The organism is Paractinoplanes aksuensis, assembly GCF_024137025.1.
Lineage (GTDB): Bacteria > Actinomycetota > Actinomycetes > Mycobacteriales > Micromonosporaceae > Actinoplanes > Actinoplanes aksuensis.
Genome location: NZ_JAMYJR010000044.1, coordinates 49,387 through 67,825, shown reverse-complemented (window position 1 = coordinate 67,825; position 18,439 = coordinate 49,387). Strand labels below are relative to the sequence as shown.

Annotated in this window: 18 protein-coding genes; 8 read left to right on the top strand and 10 right to left on the bottom strand. The window is 68.8% G+C overall.

The window, feature by feature from the left end:
• Window positions 1-239: 239 nt before the first annotated feature.
• From M1L60_RS37810 to M1L60_RS37795, 4 genes are all read right to left on the bottom strand, one after another.
• Complete coding sequence (locus M1L60_RS37810; protein ID WP_253242381.1) at window positions 240-2,171, bottom strand: ABC transporter ATP-binding protein; 1,932 nt, start codon at window positions 2,169-2,171, stop codon at window positions 240-242.
• 78 nt (window positions 2,172-2,249) lie between these two features.
• Window positions 2,250-3,035 (bottom strand): enoyl-CoA hydratase/isomerase family protein, encoded by a 786-nt coding sequence (locus M1L60_RS37805; protein ID WP_253242380.1) that lies wholly within the window; start codon window positions 3,033-3,035, stop codon window positions 2,250-2,252.
• Window positions 3,032-3,259: a helix-turn-helix domain-containing protein gene (locus M1L60_RS37800; protein WP_127501473.1), complete on the bottom strand. Its 228-nt coding sequence runs from the start codon at window positions 3,257-3,259 to the stop codon at window positions 3,032-3,034. Before M1L60_RS37800 ends, M1L60_RS37805 begins: the two co-directional genes overlap by 4 nt.
• 426 nt (window positions 3,260-3,685) lie before the next feature.
• Window positions 3,686-5,290: an ABC-F family ATP-binding cassette domain-containing protein gene (locus M1L60_RS37795; protein ID WP_253242379.1), complete on the bottom strand. Its 1,605-nt coding sequence runs from the start codon at window positions 5,288-5,290 to the stop codon at window positions 3,686-3,688.
• A gap of 218 nt (window positions 5,291-5,508) precedes the next feature.
• Between M1L60_RS37795 and ypfJ the strand changes: the two genes are divergently transcribed.
• The gene (gene ypfJ, locus M1L60_RS37790) at window positions 5,509-6,405 is read left to right on the top strand and encodes a KPN_02809 family neutral zinc metallopeptidase (RefSeq protein ID WP_253242378.1); all 897 of its coding nucleotides are present in this window, start codon (window positions 5,509-5,511) and stop codon (window positions 6,403-6,405) included.
• On the opposite strand, the gene M1L60_RS37785 is transcribed toward ypfJ, so the two are convergent.
• Window positions 6,402-7,034: an acVLRF1 family peptidyl-tRNA hydrolase gene (locus tag M1L60_RS37785; protein WP_253242377.1), complete on the bottom strand. Its 633-nt coding sequence runs from the start codon at window positions 7,032-7,034 to the stop codon at window positions 6,402-6,404. The genes ypfJ and M1L60_RS37785 overlap by 4 nt on opposite strands.
• A 32-nt stretch (window positions 7,035-7,066) precedes the next feature.
• On the opposite strand from M1L60_RS37785, the gene M1L60_RS37780 reads away from it, so the two are divergent.
• Window positions 7,067-7,747, top strand: a complete 681-nt coding sequence (locus tag M1L60_RS37780; RefSeq protein ID WP_253242376.1) for a DNA alkylation repair protein — start codon at window positions 7,067-7,069, stop codon at window positions 7,745-7,747.
• A 9-nt stretch (window positions 7,748-7,756) separates the two neighbouring features.
• Window positions 7,757-8,620 carry a Vgb family protein gene (locus M1L60_RS37775; protein ID WP_253242375.1) on the top strand — a complete coding sequence of 288 codons (864 nt, stop codon included), beginning with the start codon at window positions 7,757-7,759 and terminating at the stop codon, window positions 8,618-8,620.
• A 274-nt stretch (window positions 8,621-8,894) separates the two neighbouring features.
• On the opposite strand, the gene M1L60_RS37770 is transcribed toward M1L60_RS37775, so the two are convergent.
• Window positions 8,895-9,497 carry a LysE family transporter gene (locus tag M1L60_RS37770; RefSeq protein WP_253242374.1) on the bottom strand — a complete coding sequence of 201 codons (603 nt, stop codon included), beginning with the start codon at window positions 9,495-9,497 and terminating at the stop codon, window positions 8,895-8,897.
• Between the two features lie 302 nt (window positions 9,498-9,799).
• Between M1L60_RS37770 and M1L60_RS37765 the strand changes: the two genes are divergently transcribed.
• From M1L60_RS37765 to M1L60_RS48085, 5 genes are read left to right on the top strand one after another with little or no spacing between them, the layout of a single operon-like run.
• A complete protein-coding gene (locus M1L60_RS37765; protein WP_253242373.1) occupies window positions 9,800-10,450 on the top strand; it encodes a hypothetical protein in 651 nt (216 codons plus the stop codon).
• A gap of 4 nt (window positions 10,451-10,454) precedes the next feature.
• On the top strand, window positions 10,455-11,555 hold the full coding sequence (locus M1L60_RS37760; RefSeq protein ID WP_253242372.1) for a KAP family P-loop NTPase fold protein: 1,101 nt from the start codon (window positions 10,455-10,457) through the stop codon (window positions 11,553-11,555).
• Window positions 11,552-13,786: a CHAT domain-containing protein gene (locus M1L60_RS37755; protein WP_253242371.1), complete on the top strand. Its 2,235-nt coding sequence runs from the start codon at window positions 11,552-11,554 to the stop codon at window positions 13,784-13,786. The genes M1L60_RS37760 and M1L60_RS37755 overlap by 4 nt, the downstream gene beginning before the upstream one ends.
• Window positions 13,787-13,844: 58 nt before the next feature.
• On the top strand, window positions 13,845-14,540 hold the full coding sequence (locus tag M1L60_RS37750; protein WP_253242370.1) for a histidine phosphatase family protein: 696 nt from the start codon (window positions 13,845-13,847) through the stop codon (window positions 14,538-14,540).
• Between the two features lie 49 nt (window positions 14,541-14,589).
• On the top strand, window positions 14,590-15,513 hold the full coding sequence (locus tag M1L60_RS48085) for a CPBP family intramembrane glutamic endopeptidase (RefSeq protein WP_253242369.1): 924 nt from the start codon (window positions 14,590-14,592) through the stop codon (window positions 15,511-15,513).
• Window positions 15,514-15,595: 82 nt separating this feature from the next.
• Here M1L60_RS48085 and M1L60_RS37740 read toward each other — a convergent pair whose 3' ends face one another.
• The 4 genes from M1L60_RS37740 to M1L60_RS37725 are packed head-to-tail and all read right to left on the bottom strand — an operon-like array spanning window position 15,596 to window position 18,427.
• Entirely contained in the window at window positions 15,596-16,333 is a 738-nt protein-coding gene (locus M1L60_RS37740; protein ID WP_253242368.1) for a maleylpyruvate isomerase family mycothiol-dependent enzyme, read from the bottom strand.
• Window positions 16,334-16,365: 32 nt separating this feature from the next.
• Entirely contained in the window at window positions 16,366-16,758 is a 393-nt protein-coding gene (locus M1L60_RS37735) for a metal-sulfur cluster assembly factor (RefSeq protein WP_253242367.1), read from the bottom strand.
• Complete coding sequence (gene sufU, locus M1L60_RS37730) at window positions 16,755-17,204, bottom strand: Fe-S cluster assembly sulfur transfer protein SufU (RefSeq protein WP_253242366.1); 450 nt, start codon at window positions 17,202-17,204, stop codon at window positions 16,755-16,757. Before sufU ends, M1L60_RS37735 begins: the two co-directional genes overlap by 4 nt.
• Window positions 17,204-18,427, bottom strand: coding sequence for a cysteine desulfurase (locus M1L60_RS37725; RefSeq protein ID WP_253242365.1), 1,224 nt, complete (start codon window positions 18,425-18,427; stop codon window positions 17,204-17,206). The genes sufU and M1L60_RS37725 overlap by 1 nt, the downstream gene beginning before the upstream one ends.
• Between the last annotated feature and the right edge of the window lie 12 nt (window positions 18,428-18,439).

Below are 18,439 nucleotides of genomic sequence, written 5' to 3'. Positions count from 1 at the left end.
ACCGGCCGATGCGGGGCGACCGGCCGATGCGGGGCGACCGGCCGATGCGGGGCGACCGGCCGATGCGGGGCGACCGGCCGATGCGGGGCGACCGGTCAGCGGCCGCGCCGCCGCCTGACCCCCAACCCGAACGGCTCCACCCCGCCGCCCGACCAGACATTGCCGTCGACAAACGATGCCCAGCGCCGTCGACGAACGATGTCCAGCTCGGCCGGACGCGGCAGGCCGAGCAGCGCTGGTCAGGGTTCGATCTGGCCGGCCGGGACCGTGACGATTTCGACGTTGTCGGTGTAGGTCGGTGGGGGTGAGGCCGTGGCGAACTGGGTGCGGTAGAGCTCGGAGTAGAGCCCACCCGCGGTCACCAGCTCGTCGTGGCGGCCGCGTTCGACGATGCGCCCCTCGTCGAGGACCAGGATCTGGTCGGCGTCGCGGACCGTCGAAAGGCGGTGGGCGATCACCAGCGCTGTGCGCCCCTCGAGGGCCACGGCCAGGGCGCGCTGCACCGCCGCCTCGGATTCGCTGTCGAGGTGCGCCGTGGCCTCGTCCAGCACGACGATGGATGGGCGTTTGAGCAGCAAGCGGGCAATCGCCAGCCGCTGTTTCTCGCCGCCGGAGAAGCGGTAGCCGCGTTCACCCACGACCGTGTCGAGACCGTCGGGCAGCGTGTCCACCAGATCGGCCACCTGGGCGCCGCGCAGGGCGGCCCACATCTCGTCGTCGGTGGCCTCGGGGCGGGCGTACCGCAGATTTTCGGCGATCGTCTCGTGGAACAGGTGCGCGTCCTGGGTGACGACACCGATGGTGTCGCGCAGCGAGTCGAGCGTCGCGTCGCGCACGTCGACACCGTCGATGCGCACGGCCCCCGAGGTGGCGTCGTAGATGCGGGAGACCAGCATCGACGTGGTCGACTTGCCGGCGCCGGACGGGCCGACGAGCGCGACCATCCGGCCCGGCTCGACCGTGAAGTCGACCCCACGCAGCACGGGCGCGTTCTCCGTACGGTCGAGGGTCTCCACGTCCTCGAGGGTGGCCAGCGAGACCTCGCTCGCGCTCGGGTAGCGGAAGTGCACGTCGCTGAACTCGATCCGGCCGGCCCCCTCGGGCAGCGGGACCGCGTCGGGCTTCTCCTCGATGCCCGGTTCGAGGTCGAGCACCTCGAAGACCCGGTCGAACGACACGAGCGCGCTCATCACGTCGACCCGGACGTTGCTGAGCGCGGTCAGCGGGCCGTAGAGCCGGGTGAGCAGCAGGGCCAGCGTGACCACCGTGCCCGCCGTGACGCCGCCGGTGACCGCGAGCCAGCCGCCGAGCCCGTAGGTGAGGGCCTGGGCCAGCGACGCCACCAGCAGCATGGCGACGAAGAAGGTACGCGAGAACATGGCCTGCTGGATGCCGATGTCGCGGACCCGGGACGCCCGTTCGCCGAAGCGGTCGGCCTCGGCCCCGGGGTGGCCGAACAGCTTGACCAGCAGGGCGCCGGAGACGTTGAACCGCTCGGTCATCGTCGCGTTCATCTTGGCGTCGAGGTCGTACGACTCGCGGGTGATCTCGGCCAGGCGCTTGCCGACCCGCCGCGCGGGAATGATGAACAGCGGCAGGAGCAGCAACGAGAGCGTGGTGATCTGCCACGACAGGCTGAACATGACCGCCGCCGTGAGCACCAGCTGGATGACGTTGCTGACCACGCCCGAGAGCGTCGACGTGAAGGCCCGCTGGGCCCCGGTGACGTCGTTGTTGAGCCGGCTGACCAGGGCGCCGGTCTGGGTGCGGGTGAAGAACTGCAGGGGCATGCGCTGCACGTGGTCGTAGACCCGGGTGCGCAGGTCGAGGATGATGCCCTCGCCGATGCGGGCGGAATACCACCGCTGGGCGAGGGAGAGCAGCGCGTCGGCCACGGCCAGCACCGCGATCATGACGGCGAGCCGGATCACGGTCGAGGCCGCGTCGGGACCGCCGTCGGTGATGGCGTTGACCACGTGACCGGCGAGCAGCGGGGTCGCGACGCCGATGCCGGCCGCGAGCACCACAGTGAACAGGAAGACCAGGATGTCCCGGCGGTAGGGCCGGGCGTAGCGCAGGATCCGGCGGGTCGTGCCCGCGCGAAGACTGTGTCGGGCCACCCGGTCCGAGTTTTCGATCGAGCGCAGCATCATCCAGCTGGACATGCTCATCTCGTCACCTCCCGGGCGTCATGTGCGGGCAGAGGGGAGTCTGCCCGGCGGGTATGACAACTTCGGGAGGGGAACGGGCTATTCCGTCAAGTCACGCAGGCGACGGGTCTGCGCCTCACGCTCGGCGCGGTCCTGCTCGGCGTACGTCCGCTGGGTCGCCCCGGCCAGCAGGGCCTTGATCTCGGCCACCGCGCCCCGGTCGGCGGCGAGCACGGCCGCGGCCAGGTCGGCGACGGTGGCCTCCAGGTCGGCCGCCGGCACCACGGTCGTGGCCAGCCCCAGCGTGAGCGCCTCGTCGGCGGCGATACGCCGGCCGGTCACACAGATCTCGAGCGCCCGCGAGGGCCCGACCAGCTCGGTGAGCCGCTTCGTCCCGCCCAGATCGGGCACGAGTCCCAGCGTCACTTCGGCCATCGAGAATCGCGCGTCGTCGGCCAGCACACGCATGTCGCAGTTGAGCGCCAGTTGAAAACCGGCGCCGATCGCATGGCCCTGCACGGCCGCGATCGTCACGATGCTCGGGTTACGCAGCCAGGTGAACGCCGACTGGAAGCCGGCAATCCGATCCGCGCTCTCGTCCGGTGACAACTGCGCGAGCTTCACGAGTGAAGAATCGCCTTCACCGCGTGCGGCCGACAGATCCAGGCCCGCGGAAAAGGAACGGCCGGCGCCTCGGACAATGACGACTCGCACGTCACCCGGTAATTTCCGGGAAATGTTCGAGAGCTCGGCCCACATCGCCGGCGTCTGTGCATTGAGCACCTCGGGCCGGGACAACGTCACCGTTGCCACCGGCCCGTCCAGGTCGTAGCGAACGCCCGACTCGTCGGCGGGGAGGCCGGGTGCGGCGTCGCCGGTCGTCACGCCTTCTTGCGGCGACGGGCACCGCCACGCTGGCGGAGCTGCACACCGGACTCGGTGAGGACCCGGTGAACGAATCCGTAGGACCGGCCGGTGGATGCGGCAAGGGCACGAATGCTCTCACCCGAGGTGTATCGCTTCACCAGATCCTTCGCCAATGACTGGCGCTCGCTGCCGACGATTCGGCGACCCTTCTCAGTGCTGGTGGCAGTGCCCGTGGCTGGCATCTTGAATCCTCACGTCCCAGACTGTGCGGTTCATACGGTCTCACCTATTAGACCGCCTCCAACGATCATGCGCTAGGTATCCAGGCCTAGCCAACGTGCCCATTTATCACTGTCAGGAACTTGACGATGACGGCGGCCATCAATGTCAGACAGTTAACAGTCGTTTGCCGTGAAAGCTTTCACCTCAGCGGCGGACATCCGCGCGCGTTTCCCCAAGACCATCGATCACCTGCGGAAACACTCGATCGAGGAGCGGCCGGGGGCGGACATGACGCAGCGTCGATGCATCGCCTACCCAGCGCTGCCGAACCGGTTGTGCCAACTTCGGGCTGCCCGCTTCGATGCCCGACCTGACCGCAAACGCCCGAACGTCGCACTGTCTGTGTGGGCACTGGTTGACAAGAGACGATGGCGATGATCCGCGGATCACGCCAATTCGACGAGCTCCAGCAAGTCGTCGCTCCACGCGTCCTCGTCGCCGTCGGGCAGCAGGATCGCGCGATCCGGCTTGAGCGCCTGTACCGCGCCGGCATCGTGGGTGACCAGCACAATCGCGCCCGGGTAGTTGGCGATCGCGTCCAGCACCTGCTCGCGGCTGACCGGGTCGAGGTTGTTGGTGGGCTCGTCCAGCAGCAGCACGTTGGCGCCCGAACAGACCAGCGTGGCCAGGGCCAGACGCGTTTTCTCGCCACCCGAAAGAACACCGGCCGGTTTGTCGACGTCGTCACCCGAGAAGAGGAACGCGCCCAGGATCTTGCGCAGTTCGGTGTCGTTCTGGTCGCCGCCGGCGCTGCGCATGTGTTCCAGGATCGTGCGGTCGACGTCCAGCGTCTCGTGCTCCTGGGCGTAGTAGCCGAGCCGCAGGCCGTGACCCGGGCGCACCTCGCCGGTGTCGGGCTGGAGCAGACCGCCGAGCATGCGCAGCAGCGTCGTCTTGCCGGCGCCGTTGAGGCCGAGGATGGCCACGCGCGAGCCCCGGTCGACCGCCACGTCGACGTCGGCGAAGATCTCGAGCGAGCCGTACGACTTCGACAGGCCGGTCGCGGTCAGCGGCGTCTTGCCGCACGGGACGGGGTTGGGGAACCGCACCTTGGCCACCTTGTCGGCGACGCGCGTGTCCTCCAGACCGCCCAGCAGCTTCTCGGCCCGCCGGGCCATGTTCTGCGCGGCGACGGTCTTGGTCGCCTTGGCCCGCATCTTGTCGGCCTGGGCCATCAGGGCGCCGGCCTTCTTCTCGGCGTTGGCCCGCTCGCGACGGCGACGCCGCTCGTCGGTCTCGCGCGACTCCAGGTACTTCTTCCAGCCCACGTTGTAGATGTCGACGACCGAGCGGTTGGCGTCGAGGTACCAGACCTTGTTGACCGCGGCCTCGAGCAGCTCGACGTCGTGGCTGATCACGATCAGGCCGCCCTTGTGCTGCGCCATGTAGCTGCGCAGCCACGAGATCGAGTCCTGGTCGAGGTGGTTGGTGGGCTCGTCGAGCAGCAGAATGCCCTTGCCGTTCTGGCCGGAGTCGGCGAACAGGATGCGGGCCAGCTCGATGCGGCGGCGCTGACCGCCGGACAGGGTGCCGATGGTCTGGGCCAGCGCGCGGTCGGGCAGACCGAGGTTGGAGCAGATGCGGGCGGCCTCGGCCTCGGCGGCGTAGCCACCCAGGGCGGAGAACCGGTCCTCCAGGTTGCCGTAGCGCCGGACCAGCTTGTCGTCGGCGCTCTCCTCCAGCTCGATCTCGAGCTTCTGCATCTCGGCGATGATCGAGTCGAGGCCGCGGGCGCTGAGCACCCGGTCGCGGCCGGTGACGTTGAGGTCGCCGGTGCGCGGGTCCTGCGGCAGGTAGCCGACCTCGCTGGTGCGCTCGACGGCGCCCGCGTAGGGCTGGCCCTCGCCGGCCAGGACCTTGAGGGTGGTGGTCTTGCCCGCGCCGTTGCGGCCGACCAGGCCGATCCGGTCGCCCGGCTGCACCCGCAGGGTGACCGGGGACAGCAGGATGCGGGCGCCGGCGCGCAGTTCGAGTCCGGTGGCGGTGATCATGATTGCTGACTCTCGCTCTCGAGGAAGAAAAGGGCTGACTCCGGACACACGAAAACGCCGGCCATCATGTCAACGGTCCGGCGCGGGGCAGGTCAGCCTTCGCAGAGCAGCACGGGGTAATAGTACCGGGCACCCGCTGATACCTCCCACCCGATTACCGACCAAGATCATCGGGTACGCATCGGACACCCCCGCCGCCCCGGCTCTGTGAGGATGAGATGGAACTCAACGAGAACGCCGAGATCGATACCAGTCAGGTCGACGACCGACGGGGTTCCGGCGGTGGTGGTGGCGGGTTCGGCGGGTTGCCGATCGGCGGTGGCGGCCTGGTCGGCATCATCGTCACGATCGTCCTCGCGGTGGTCGGTGGCTACTTCGGCATCAACCAGATCGGCGGCGGTAGTGATACTGGCGACAACGCCAACATTCAGCAGGCTTGCGCCCAGGACAACGCGACGCAGCAGCTCGAGTGCCGCAACGTGCTCTACATCAACTCGATCCAGGCGTACTGGACCAAGGCCACCCCGGAATACTTCAACCGGCAGTACGAGCCGGCCAAGACGGTGATCTTCGCGCAGCGGGTGAGCACGGCCTGCGGCGCCGCCGACTCCGGGGTCGGGCCGTTCTACTGCCCCGGTGACAAGCAGGTTTACATCGACCTCTCCTTCTACGACGTGCTGGCCAAGCAGCTCGGCGCGCCCGGTGAGTTCGCGCAGCCCTACGTGCTGGCCCACGAGTACGGCCACCACATGCAGAACATCACCGGCCAGGAAGCCAAGATGCGCCGGGCCCAGAACGGCGCGAGCGAGAGCCAGCAGAACGCGCTCTCGGTCAAGCTCGAACTGCAGGCCGACTGCTACGCCGGGGTGTGGTCGAAAGCGGCCACCGAGACGACCGACACCAAGGGCCAGAAGATCTTCAAGAGCCTGACCCAGCAGGACATCCAGGAGGGCATCGAGACGGCCGGCAAGATCGGCGACGACGAGCTCCAGAAGCGCAGCGGCAACCCGGTCAACCCGGAGGAGTTCACGCACGGCACGTCGGCCCAGCGCCAGCAGAACTTCCAGAAGGGCTACGAGTCGGGCAACCCGGAAAGTTGCGCCACGTCGTTCTAAGGCTCCTTGACCAGTACGGACACTGCCCGGGCGCCGGCGATCGCGGACACCAGCACCGCGTGCCGGGGCTCGGGCACGTCCAGGAACCGCTCGGCCCGGACGGCGGCCAGCGGGGCCAACTGGGGTGCGGCCAGGATCGCGGCCACGGCGGCGTGATCACCGCCTGTCACCAGCGCGGCCATGGCGCGTACGTTGGGAAGAAGAATGCGCCCCACGATGCCGGCGCCATCGGCAGCGGCGGCTTTTGCCTGGTTGTCGCGACGGCGGGCGAAGCGCTGCTGCGACCAGCCACCCGCGGCCGTCCGGCCCTGCACGTAGTGCGTGTCCACCTTGGAAGCGATCAGTTTCGGACCCTCGGCGATGCCGACGGCGACGGCGCCCTTGCGAGCCAGCAGCAGACCCAGCGTGCGCGGCCGCTGCGCCGTCTCGATCAGTTCGGTCAGCGTCGTGACCTCGTCGGCGCCGGGCGGCGTCAGCCAGGTCGCCGAGGCGCCGTCGGCCGCGGTCAAGGTCAACCCCGTTTCCCGGTACGGGCCATGGCGGCGCTCGAAATTCTCCAGCCATCGCGCCAGCCGCTCCGGCGCGACATCCACCCATTTCCCGCCGCCCGCGGCCGCCCGTTCGCCCATTCTTGTCAGACTACGGTGGCAGGATGCGGGCCATGACCGACCTGACCGCGACGGTGCTGCAGAGGCTCGACGAGCAACTGCTGCCCGCGGCCGACCCGGTGCGGGCCGCGGCCCAGGCGGCGTACATGAAAGACCAGTTCCCCTTCCTCGGTCTGCCCGCGCCGGCGCTGCAAAAGCTCGAACGGGCGGCGCTGCGGGGGCTGCCGCCGCCGGCCGAGGCCGATCTGCGGTCGACCGCGCCGGCGTTGTGGGCCCGCGAGCAGCGCGAGTTCCAATACGTGGCCTGTTCTTATCTGGTACGCAACGTGGCCGTCCCCGGGCCCGGGTTCGTGCCCACGCTGCGCGCGCTGATCACGACGAAGTCCTGGTGGGACACGGTTGACGCGCTGGCCACCCGGTTCACGGGCGGGCTGGTGGCCCGCCACCCGTCGCTGGTCACGGTGATGGACCAGTGGTCGCGTGACGGCAACATGTGGCTGGTGCGCACGGCGATCCTGCATCAACTGCACTACGGCACGGCGACCGACACCGAGCGGCTGTTCGGCTATTGCGCGGCTCAGGCCGGTCATCGCGACTTCTTCGTCCGCAAGGCGATCGGCTGGGCGCTGCGCCATTACGCCCGCACCGATCCTTCGGCGGTGCGCGCCTTCGTCGAGGCCCACCGGTCGAGCTTGTCCGGCCTGTCCGTACGCGAGGCAACGAAACACCTCTGAGGAGCTCCCATGCGCGAGATCACGATCACCGACCCGGCCGCCGGGCCCTACGGCCTCGTTCCCGGGCCCGACGGTGGCCTGTGGATCACGCTGGTGCACGGCGGCCGCATCGCCCGGCTCGGGCCCGACGAGACCGTCGAGGAACACCCGCTCGACAACCCGGCCTGCGGCCCGTCGATCATCACGGCCGGCCCCGACGGAGCGTTGTGGTTCACCCGTAACCGCGACGACCGCATCGGGCGCATCACCACCGACGGCAAACAGAGCTCGTTCACTGTGCGTGGCGCCCCGTTCGGCATTGCCACTGGGGCCGACGGAGCGTTGTGGTTCACCGAGATGAACGCCGACGCCATCGGCCGCATCACCCCAGAGGGCGCCGTCACCGAGTTCCCCCTGCCGGTGACCGACGGCTTCGTATCCATGATCACGCCCGGCGCCGACGACGCCCTCTGGTTCACGGTCAACCAGGCCGACGCGATCGGCCGCATCACCCTCGACGGCCAGGTGACGCTGCAACCCCTACCCACCGAGGGCGCGGCCCCGGTCGGCATCACCCTGGGCGCCGACAACGCGATCTGGTTCGTCGAGATCGGCGCAGGCCAGGTCGGCCGCATCACGACGGACGGCACGATCACCGAGTTCCCGCTGCCCGACCGCGCAGCCCGCCCCCACGCCATCACGGCCGACCCGTCCGGCGGCTGCTGGCTCACCGAGTGGGCCGCCAACCGCATCGCCCACATCGACCCGAGCGGCGCCATCGAGGAACACGACCTGCCCACCCCGTCCTCAGAACCCCACGGCATCACCATCGGCCCCGACGGCGCAGTCTGGTCCGCCCTCGAAACCGGCGCGCTCGCCCACCTCCCCCGCTGACCGCGACACCACCCATCAGCACCTGACCGGTCCTCCTCCCGCCGCACCCCGAGGACCGGGCACCCACGCCAGCTCAGACCAAAGCCGGTGCACCCCCGCCAGCTCAGACCGGACACCCGCCCAGCTCAGAGCAAGACCAGGGACCCACGCCAAAAGCCCGGCACGACGGCCGAGCCGAAATCCAGGTCAGACCAACACCGGGCACCCACGCCAAAGCCCGGCGCGACGGTCGATGCCGGATCCAGGTAAGACCAGGACCGGGCACCACCCCAGCTCAGGCGGGGAGCAGGAGGCGGATAGCCAGAATGGCGATGACGAGGCTGGAGATCAGCGCGGTCAGGGCACGGCCGCGAGGGCCGGTCAGCCAGCGGCCGACGAGAGAGCCACTGGCGGCGATCACCAATTGCCAGCTGGCCGAGGCCAGCAAAACTCCGATGACGAAGAGGACCCCACCGCCCTCGCCGGCGCGGCCCAGCACCAACGCGGCGAAGTAGACGACCGTGGCCGGGTTGAACAACGTCAGTCCCAGGACTCCGGCGTAGGCGCGCCACGGAGTGGCCGGGCGACCGTCGACGGCGGCCGCGCCCGGTTTGCGGAAGGCGGCGCGGGCCGTCAACGCGGCGATGACCAGCAACACCACGGCCGCCGACCAGCGTAGGGGCTCGGTGACGGGCGCGATCACACCGGCGACCGCAGCTCCCCCGGCCACGGCAATGGCGGCGAAGATGCCGTCCGCTGTGGCCGCACCCAGCCCGGCGGCGGCGCCGACCCGCAGAGAAGTGCGGGCGCTGAGACCGGCGATGAGCACCCCGATGGCGCCCATGGGCAGCGCTACCCCGTAGCCGGCGACCACGCCGGCCAGGAACGCCGCGCTCATGACCGCGGCTGACGGACCGCCGTTTCCCGCAGAGCGGCCCGCTGCTGTCGCGCGGCCCGATCGGCCACAGCAACAGAGACAACGGAAAGCAGCTTCGGCTTGGTCACGCGCTACATGCTGCCGCTCCCGATCCACCGTCGCGACCGAATTTCGCGTCGGCCATCATCGCTGCCGGAAGCGCACCGTCCACATGACCCACGGATTACTCCTGTCGATGGATGGACCGCTGCCGAGGAGGCCGTTACGGTCGCTGCGTGGCTGTCCCTTCTCGACCAGGTGGTACAACCTGGGGCGATCTGCTGGTGGCGGTGGTCATCGCGGCCGGGGCCGTCGTCGGTGGCACGGCCGTGGCCGCCCGTATCGAGTTGTCGGGGAGCAACGACCCACCCGTTCAGGCCGAGGCCAAGGCTCGCGAGAGACTCGCGGCCGCGACCCGGCAGCACGAGATCATGCGCCAGACACACGCCAAGATCGTCGCGAAGATCGCCGACACCCGCCGCGATGTCCTGGTCGAACAGACTGAGCTGAACCGGGCCGCCGCCGGCAAGGACGAGCCGATCCGCCGCAGCATCGACGACCGCGTCGAGCTCGTGGCGTCTCTTGAGTTTCATCTGAGCCGTTTGGCACCAGGCGAATTGGCGGCCGCGAGTGAACTCGCCGCGGCGAGCGACACGGAACGCAAGAGCCGGGGCAAGGCCGAGGCCAGCGACCGTGCGGCAAAGGCTGCCGCCCGAGGGCTGTGGATGGCCGGGGCCTGGCTGCTCCTTATTGCCGGCTACGCCTTGGCCAGACTCTTACCGCCGCGTCGACCAGCACTGCTGCATCCGAAACGGGTTACTACGCTTTCCGGCCTCGGTGTGGTCGCTGTGGCCCTCGTCCCGATCGCCGGGTGGCCCGCCGTCGCCGGGCTCATGGTGGCGACGGTTCTCCTGGTCGTTCTGCGAGCGAGGTGACGACGTGCCGGAACTTCATGATCGGGCGCTGACCGATCCGGACGGCGATATGCTGGGAATGGGGCCGTACGCGGAGTGGCTCGCCCAGCAATTGCCTCTGCACCGGCTCCCCCTGACCTTGGGCGTCTATGGGGGGTGGGGTGAGGGCAAGACCACGTTCGCCCACTTTCTGCAGAAGTACCTGACTGAGCAGCCAGGCTGGCAGGGATCACGGTTCGTGGTGTTCTCAGCTTGGCCGTACATAACGGCGGACGCCATCTGGCGGGCGCTGCTCGAAAAAATCGCTTTGGAGATCTACGAGATCTCGGCTCCCCCGAAGCTGTCCGTGGCCGCCCGCCTGCGCCGGCCGTTGCTCAAGGAACTGTTTCCTTATGCCGACCCTGAACAGGACATCCCAGATCAGGAGGCATTCGACCAACTGATGGCCAAAGTCGGCCGGCACTCCCGGATAGCAAACCGCGCCAACGGCGACATCGAGACAGTTCGGCAGATGTCGCTGCTGGCCGGATTCGCCGGCGATCTCCTGGGTGCCTTCGCCGGACCGATGGGGTCTCTGCGCCGCCTGCTCGGCATGGGTTCGGACTCGTTCGGCTCGCCGGGAGTGACGCCGGCGCCGACCACGACCGCTTCCTCGGTGGAGGAGCTGCGTGAAGGCATCCAGGACATGTTCAGGAAGGGGAACAATCGCAAAACCATCGTTCTGCTGGACGATCTGGACCGTTGCCTTCCGGAGGTTGCACTCGACGTTCTGGAAACGATCAAGATTGTTTTCTCCGAGGGCGCGGCGATCGAGGCGGAGTGCCTGTTCATTGTGGCCGCCGACGAGGAGATTCTCAGCCGTGGCCTGCGTCAGCGGCTGGGCTCGGACGAGGAGGCTCCGGCCCGCGACGCGGAGGCCCGCGCCTACCTCGAAAAGATCGTCCAGCTCGGTGTACCGATCACCAAAGTCCGGGCCGAGTCACCCAGCCGGTTGGTCACCACGAACTTTCCCGAGTGGAGCGGCGCCATGGATCTGCTGGCGGCCGGGGCCGGTGGAAACCCACGGCGACTCAAGCAACAGTGCTTCCTGCTCTCCTACGGCTACGACGTCAGGATTCCGGAATGAGCGGTGTCGACCACGTCCAGATCTGGCGCAAGTTCGTGCAGCTGCAGGCAGCCAACCCGGTTCTGGTGAAGGCGGTCGTCGAAGCCGCGGCGAGCGCCGACGCCGCTGACGCCTTGCGCCTGCTGGAGGAGGAGTCGGCCGAGCCGACTTTGAAGAGGAAGCCGTCATTCGCATCAGTGCCGCCCGACCTGCTGCGCTCGATCCATCAGTTCATCGACTTGCACCCGACCGGCGACGGAACGGTGGTCAGCGACGATGGATGTTTCACCTTCATAGTGGCCGAAGTCGCCGACCGCGGTGACAACACCACCCTTGACTGGCTTCATCAAGTGTTCTTCAGCCGGCTGCTGGAACTCGACAACGACTACCCGCCGCTCGGCGTCGCGTTACGCCGTGCCGCCGTAGCCATGGATTACGACAGATCGGTGGCCGAGGCTGAACAGTGGCTGTTCGAGCGACCGGAAGGCGCCGATCCGGCGGAACCGCCGACGCTGCTGCGTGATGCCGACTTCGACCGCCGGATGGACGAGAGCGACTGGCGCCGGATCCTGGGACGAATCCCCCTGCTTTCGCAGATTCCCGCCGGGCACGCCTCGGTAGACCTCGGTCAACTTCCTCCGGCGCTTCGGGAAGGAGTCGACCGTTTGCACGACTCCAAGCGCTATGCCAAAGCGAGCCAGCTCCTGCTCGACCAGGCGAAAGCGCAAGATCCGAACTTCGACGCGTCGGTGCATGCTCGCCTCGCTGTAGCCAGGGACGTCTTGGCCCGGCGCAAGTTCGCCAAAATACACATGATGGAGTTCGGCTGGCCCGAGCTCATGGCCCGAGTGCGTGCTCCGGGTGGGAAGCTTCGTCTTGATCTGCTCGAGAGGGCCGTGCTGTCCGATGCCGACGAGGTGAGGTTGGCCGAGTCGTGGCAGAAGTATCAGGACGACGAGCGGCTGGTCGACTTCCTGAGGATCCGCCCGCACATGGGTGACATCTTCGCCGAGGAGTTCTCGACTCTTCTGGCGGCGGCCGGTAGTACAGTCGCCGCGGGCGAAGGGGGGCGACTCACGGCTGCTGCGATCGCTCCCTTACCCCCGTTCGAGGACCTTCGGCTCGAGTTCACCGCACATGCCGGAACGGAGCTGGAGCATCCTCCGAATGAGCTTGACGGCCGAGCCCGGCTGGTCGGACTCGGTGAACCGGTCGAGACGGACGTGAGTCTGCCCGTCTCGGACCTACTGGAGAGTGCGGCTCGGCTGGTGCGCTACTACCGGGTCGCGCGGTACGGGGGTGGTAATTCTGAGACGCGCGACCTGACGCTGGTGCCGGACTGGGGGCCGGCGGCCGGCGAAGATGCCGCCGTGGCCATCGGCCAAAGGTTGTGGAAGCAGACCTTCGAGAAGGACATGAGGCTGAGCGACCGCCTGACCACAGCGCTCGAACGCCCTGAGCCGGTCCGCCTGACCATCTCGGCCGACTCGAACTGGATCACCGAGCTGCTGTGGGAATGCCTTTATGTGCCCACCATCGAGCGGATGGCCGGCCATACGATCAAGATGTCGGTCGTACGACACGTGCCCGGGGCGAGGGTACGCGAGACGCGCGCCTTGGCGACACCGGTTCGGATTCTGATCGTCCACGCGGCGCCGGGAGGATGGCCGTTGCCCGGGGCCGAGCAAGAGATAAAGACGCTTCAACGACTGTTTGCTCGAGCCGAGCAGCGCGGTGAGATCAGGCTGAACGTCCTGCGGGAGGCGTCTGCGGAATCGTTACAGCGAGCCGTGCGAACCTTTCGCCCCCAGATCCTGCACTACGTCGGCCACGCCACTGCGCCGCGTTCCGACGAGGCGGGTCTGGTGCTGCACGACGACACTGAGCAATACACTCTGTTCGGTGCGAAGGCTCTCGCTGAGGTTCTCCGCGACTATGACGTCGTGCTGGCCGTTCTGAACGGATGTGAGACCGGCGTCGAACGGGTCGGCCTGACCCACGGCATATGTCAGACGATCATCCGAGCCGGCGTACCCGCGGTCATCGCCACCACGCGCGCCGTCTCCGATACCAGCGCTCTCTGGTTCGGGCGAGAGCTGTACCGCGCGCTCATGGACGGGTTCTCTCTGGAAGCAAGCATCGCGGAGGCACGCAAGGCGCTCCGGGTCAAGAAGTGGGACTGGTCAGCATATGCGTTCTACAGTGCCGATCCGACCAAGCTGGGCACCTTCGACTTCCCCGTGGCAGGGTGATCGAAGACGGCCGGCCACCGCGGACTACGACGTGCCGTTCGCGGGATAGGGTCGGATCATGGGTGTGGTTGCCGAACTTCTTCTTGTCCGGCACGGGCAGAGCCTGGCCAATGTCGCCTTTCCCGCCGCCGACAAGGACGGGCTGCTCGAGGCCGAGGTCAGCGGCCGGGACGCCGAAGTTCCCCTGACCGAGTACGGCGCTCAGCAGGCCGCCGCGCTCGGCGAGTGGATCGGCGACCGGCCCGAGAACGAACTGCCCCAGGTGGTGATCACCTCGCCCTATCTGCGGGCGCGGGAGACATGGCGGATCGCGGCCGAGAAGTCCGGCGTCGGCCTGCCCGAGCCGACGACCGACGACCGGCTGGTCGACCGGCTGCTCGGCGATCTCGAGATGCTGACCCGCGCGGCCGTCACTCAGCGCTTCCCCGGCGAGGCCGAGCGCCGGGCCGAGGCCGGCGAGTACCGCTACGCGCCTCCGGGCGGCGAGTCGTTCGCGGACATCGAGGTGCGGCTCGGCGCGTTCCTCGACGACCTGCACCGCGACCACGCCGGGCAGCGGGTCATCGTGGTCGCCCACGACGCCGTCGTGCTGATGATGCGGGCCGTGATCGAACAGCTCAGCTGGGACAAGGTGCTCGAGGCAGAACGGTCGGCGGGCAGCGTCCGCAACGCGTCGCTGAGCCGCTTCGTCGAGGTCGACGGCCGCCTGCAACTGGCCTATTACAACTCGGTCGACCACCTGCCGCCCGCCTAGCCCGGAGCAGGGTTGCCGCACCGGCGATCGATCGTCATGATCTCCGGTCGTGGCTCCCCTCATCCTCTCGGTACTGCTCGTCCTGATGCTGCTGACGGACGTCTTCGTCGGCACCACACGAACGAGACGCCTCCTGGCCCAGGTGCAGGCCGATCCGTCCCGGCGGGTCCGGTTCTATCGGACGGCGATCCTCAGCGGCTGGGCCCGGGCCGCGGTGGCGATGCTGGTCGTGCTGACCGCCTCCTTCACCGAACCACCAGCGGCGCCCGGCGTGGACTGGCCCGACCTGCCGATCACCGGGATGCTCGGCGGGGCTCCGCTCGCTTGGGGGCTGACCGGTTGGGTCACGCTGGCCATGCTGATCGGCGGTTACCGCCTGCGGAAACGCATGCGGGCCGGGTACCAGCCGCCGGGCCGGGCCCAGATCGCCGTGCTGATCCCGCGCACGGTCCGCGAGCGCCGGTTCGCCGCGGCGCTGTCGGTCACCGCCGGCATCACCGAAGAGATCGTTTTCCGGTACGCCCTGGTGGTGCTGGGCATCGAGGTGTTCCACCTGCCGACCCTGGCCGCAGTCGTGCTCAGCCTGTTGCTCTTCGTCGGCATCCACGCCTATCAGGGCCGGCTGGGCATGGTGAACTCCGGCTTCCTCGGCTTCGTCTTCGCGTTTCTGACGCTGCTCTCAGGCAGCCTGCTCCCCGCGATCCTGCTGCACATCGTGATCGACCTGAACGCCCTGCTGCTCGTCCCGGCCGAGCCCACACCCCGCCCAGCCGAGCCCGCATCGCACCCAGCCGAGCCCGCATCGCGCCCGGCCGGCCCAACACCGCACCCGGGCGACTTGGAACCGAGCACCACCAGCCCCGCCGACCCGGCCCCGCCCGGCGAGCCTGCCGTCACCGACGCCACGCCGGCCCAGACCGAAGCCCCGGCGCAAGCAGCCCCGACGATCCGGCCACCGATCCCGGCGGGGTGACGGGCCAGGTCCGCGTGGGAGCAAGGTCCACCGAGCCCGGCAACTGAGCCGACCAGCGCGCACGGTTCACCGCCGCGGCGCGTCAGTCGGGGTTGGACCAGGCGCGCAACTGGGCCAGCACCTCCTGATCCCCGTCGACGGTCAGGCGCTCGAACGGCACCCGGCCGTACAGCGCGAGCACCAGATCACTGGCCGACCCGTGCACGGTGACCACCGCGTCACCCCCGGCCGCGGGGTCGAGCACCCCGCCCGAGGGCGTCAGATCGAGAATGTGGGCCGGCCCCTCGACCGCAACGAAGGCGACCCGAGCCGGCCGATGTGGCCAGGCCCCGAGCGACCCCACGCCGACCTGCAGGAACTCGGCCACCCCGTCGACCGCCACCCCGGCCGGCAGCGGCTCGGCCTTCCCGGCGGTCTCTTGGGCGTCGTACGCGTGCACTGCCGCCTCTTGCACTTGATGGCGCGCGACAGCCCCGACCGTGAGCGGCGCCGACGACCGGCCCCACCAGGCCCAGGCCGGAGTCTCGGCCGACGAGTCGCGAAGCGCCGCGAGCAGTCGATCGGTCGCGCCGGCCGACCAGGCCAGCAGGTCACCGACGGGCTCACGGTTGCCGAGGGCCGACGGCGGCCCGCTGGGATCAGCCGCGGCCACAGCCGCCGCCCAGAACAACTGCACCGCGCCGAGGTGGGCCACGAGATCGTTCAGATCCCACTCGGGACAACCCGGCACGCGGGCATCGGAAACAGCAGCGGCGGCGACTGCGTCACGCAGCGCCGCCGACCGCTCGTCGATCAGGGTGATGAGGGCCGGAAGCTCCATGCCCTCTTTCTAACAGTGGGGTACGACGAAAATCAGACGTTGAAGCCGAGCGCCCGCAACTGCTCGCGGCCGTCGTCGGTGATCTTGTCCGGGCCCCACGGCGGCAGCCACACCCAGTTGATCCGGAAGTCCTTGACCAGGCCGCCGCCGGGGCCGGTGGTCAGCGCCGTGCGGGTCTGGTCCTCGATGACGTCGGTCAGCGGGCAGGCCGCCGAGGTCAGCGTCATGTCGAGGGTGGCGATGTTGTCGTCGTCGACGTAGGCGTCGTAGACCAGGCCGAGGTCGACCACGTTGATCCCGAGCTCGGGGTCGACGACGTCCTTCATCGCCTCTTCGACGTCGGCGATCGAAGCCTTGGAGACCTCCGAGGGAGCGACCGCGGTGGCGCCTTCGTCGGAGGGAGCGGTAGCGGGAGTGTCGGTCATGCTGTCACCTCTGAAGAAACGTCGATGCCGGCACGGGCGGCCGCATCCTTGAAAGCCATCCACGGCAGCAGCGCGCACTTGACCCGGGCCGGGAACTTCGCGACCCCGGCGAACGCGATGCCGTCGCCGAGCACGTCCTCGTCCGGTTCGACCTGGCCGCGCCCCTGCATCAGCGCCACGAACGCCTCGTGGATTCCCGCCGCGTCCTGCGGCGTACGCCCCTTGAGCAGCTCGTACAGCACCGAGGCCGAGGCCTGGCTGATCGAGCACCCCAGACCGTCGTACGAAATGTCGGAAAGATCGGCAGCGACCCGAACGGTGATCTCGTCGCCGCAGGTCGGGTTGACGTGGTGCGCCTCGCCGTTGAACGGATCGCGCAGGCCACGGCCGTGCGGGTGCTTGTAGTGATCCAAGATGATCTCTTGGTACAGCCCGTCGAGCATCATCAGCCGAACACCTTCTTGACCTGGTCGAGCCCACGGGCGAGGGCGTCGATCTCGTCCGTGGTGGTGTAGAGGTAGAACGAGGCGCGGGTCATCGCCGGCACCCCGAACCGGGCGCAGGTCGGCTTGGCGCAGTGGTGCCCGACGCGCACCTCGACCCCGAGCGCGTCGAGGATCTGGCCCACGTCGTGCGGGTGCACCCCGTCGACACCGAACGACAGCGTGCCGCCGCGGCCCTCGGGGGTGGCCGGGCCGAAGATCTGCACGCCCGGCACGTCGGTCAGGGTCTTCAGGGCGTACGCGGTGATGTCCTGCTCGTGCTGGTGGACCGCCTCCATGCCCAGCGCGGTCAGGTAGTCGACGGCGACACCGAGACCGACCGCCTCGGCGATCGGCGGCGTGCCCGCCTCGAACCGGGCCGGCGGCGCGGCGAAGGTGGTGCCGCCCATCGTCACCGTCTCGATCATCGAACCGCCGGCCAGGAACGGGGGCATCGCGGCCAGCAGGTCGTAGCGACCCCAGAGCACACCGATGCCGGTCGGGCCGAGCATCTTGTGGCCGGTGAACGCGATGAAGTCGGCCCCGAGCGCCTGCACGTCGACCGGCAGGTGCGGCACCGACTGCGAGCAGTCGAGCATGACCAGGGCGCCGACCTCGTGCGCCCGGGCCACGATCGGGGACACGTCGTTGATCGTGCCCAGCACGTTCGACATGTGCACGATCGAGACGATCTTCGTGCGCTCGTTGATCAAAGTCTCGTCCGGCGCCAGAAGACCACCGTCGGTTGTGCCGAACCAGCGCAGCGTGGCGCCGGTGCGCTCGCAGAGCAGCTGCCAGGGGACGATGTTCGAGTGATGCTCCATCTCGGAGATCACAATCTCGTCGCCCGGCTTCAGCGCCAGGTGCTGCCCGAGCGAGTGCGCGACCAGGTTGATCGCCTCGGTCGAGTTCTTGGTGAAGACGATCTCGTCGGGCGTGGCCGCGCCGACGAACGCCGCGATCTTGCCGCGGGCGTCCTCGTACGCCGACGTGGCCTCGGTGCCGAGCGTGTGCACGGAGCGGGACACGTTGCCGTTGTGCCGCTCGTTGTGCAGGCGCATCGCCTCGATCACCTGCGCCGGTTTCTGCGAGGTGTTCGCACTGTCCAGATAGACCAGCGGGTGGCCGTTGACCTCCCGCGAGAGGATCGGGAAGTCGGCTCGGACCCGGGCCACGTCGAACGTCATTGTCCTGTAACC

Coding starts and splice junctions, on each gene's coding strand:
- sufU (WP_253242366.1), bottom strand. CDS start 17,204: ATGATGCTCGACGGGCTGTACCAAGAGATCATCTTGGATCACTACAAG.
- M1L60_RS37780 (WP_253242376.1), top strand. CDS start 7,067: ATGACCGACCTGACCGCGACGGTGCTGCAGAGGCTCGACGAGCAACTG.
- M1L60_RS37740 (WP_253242368.1), bottom strand. CDS start 16,333: ATGGAGCTTCCGGCCCTCATCACCCTGATCGACGAGCGGTCGGCGGCG.
- M1L60_RS37775 (WP_253242375.1), top strand. CDS start 7,757: ATGCGCGAGATCACGATCACCGACCCGGCCGCCGGGCCCTACGGCCTC.
- M1L60_RS37735 (WP_253242367.1), bottom strand. CDS start 16,758: ATGACCGACACTCCCGCTACCGCTCCCTCCGACGAAGGCGCCACCGCG.
- M1L60_RS37725 (WP_253242365.1), bottom strand. CDS start 18,427: ATGACGTTCGACGTGGCCCGGGTCCGAGCCGACTTCCCGATCCTCTCG.
- M1L60_RS37750 (WP_253242370.1), top strand. CDS start 13,845: ATGGGTGTGGTTGCCGAACTTCTTCTTGTCCGGCACGGGCAGAGCCTG.
- M1L60_RS37770 (WP_253242374.1), bottom strand. CDS start 9,497: ATGAGCGCGGCGTTCCTGGCCGGCGTGGTCGCCGGCTACGGGGTAGCG.
- M1L60_RS37810 (WP_253242381.1), bottom strand. CDS start 2,171: ATGAGCATGTCCAGCTGGATGATGCTGCGCTCGATCGAAAACTCGGAC.
- M1L60_RS37785 (WP_253242377.1), bottom strand. CDS start 7,034: ATGGGCGAACGGGCGGCCGCGGGCGGCGGGAAATGGGTGGATGTCGCG.
- ypfJ (WP_253242378.1), top strand. CDS start 5,509: ATGGAACTCAACGAGAACGCCGAGATCGATACCAGTCAGGTCGACGAC.
- M1L60_RS37800 (WP_127501473.1), bottom strand. CDS start 3,259: ATGCCAGCCACGGGCACTGCCACCAGCACTGAGAAGGGTCGCCGAATC.
- M1L60_RS37755 (WP_253242371.1), top strand. CDS start 11,552: ATGAGCGGTGTCGACCACGTCCAGATCTGGCGCAAGTTCGTGCAGCTG.
- M1L60_RS37795 (WP_253242379.1), bottom strand. CDS start 5,290: ATGATCACCGCCACCGGACTCGAACTGCGCGCCGGCGCCCGCATCCTG.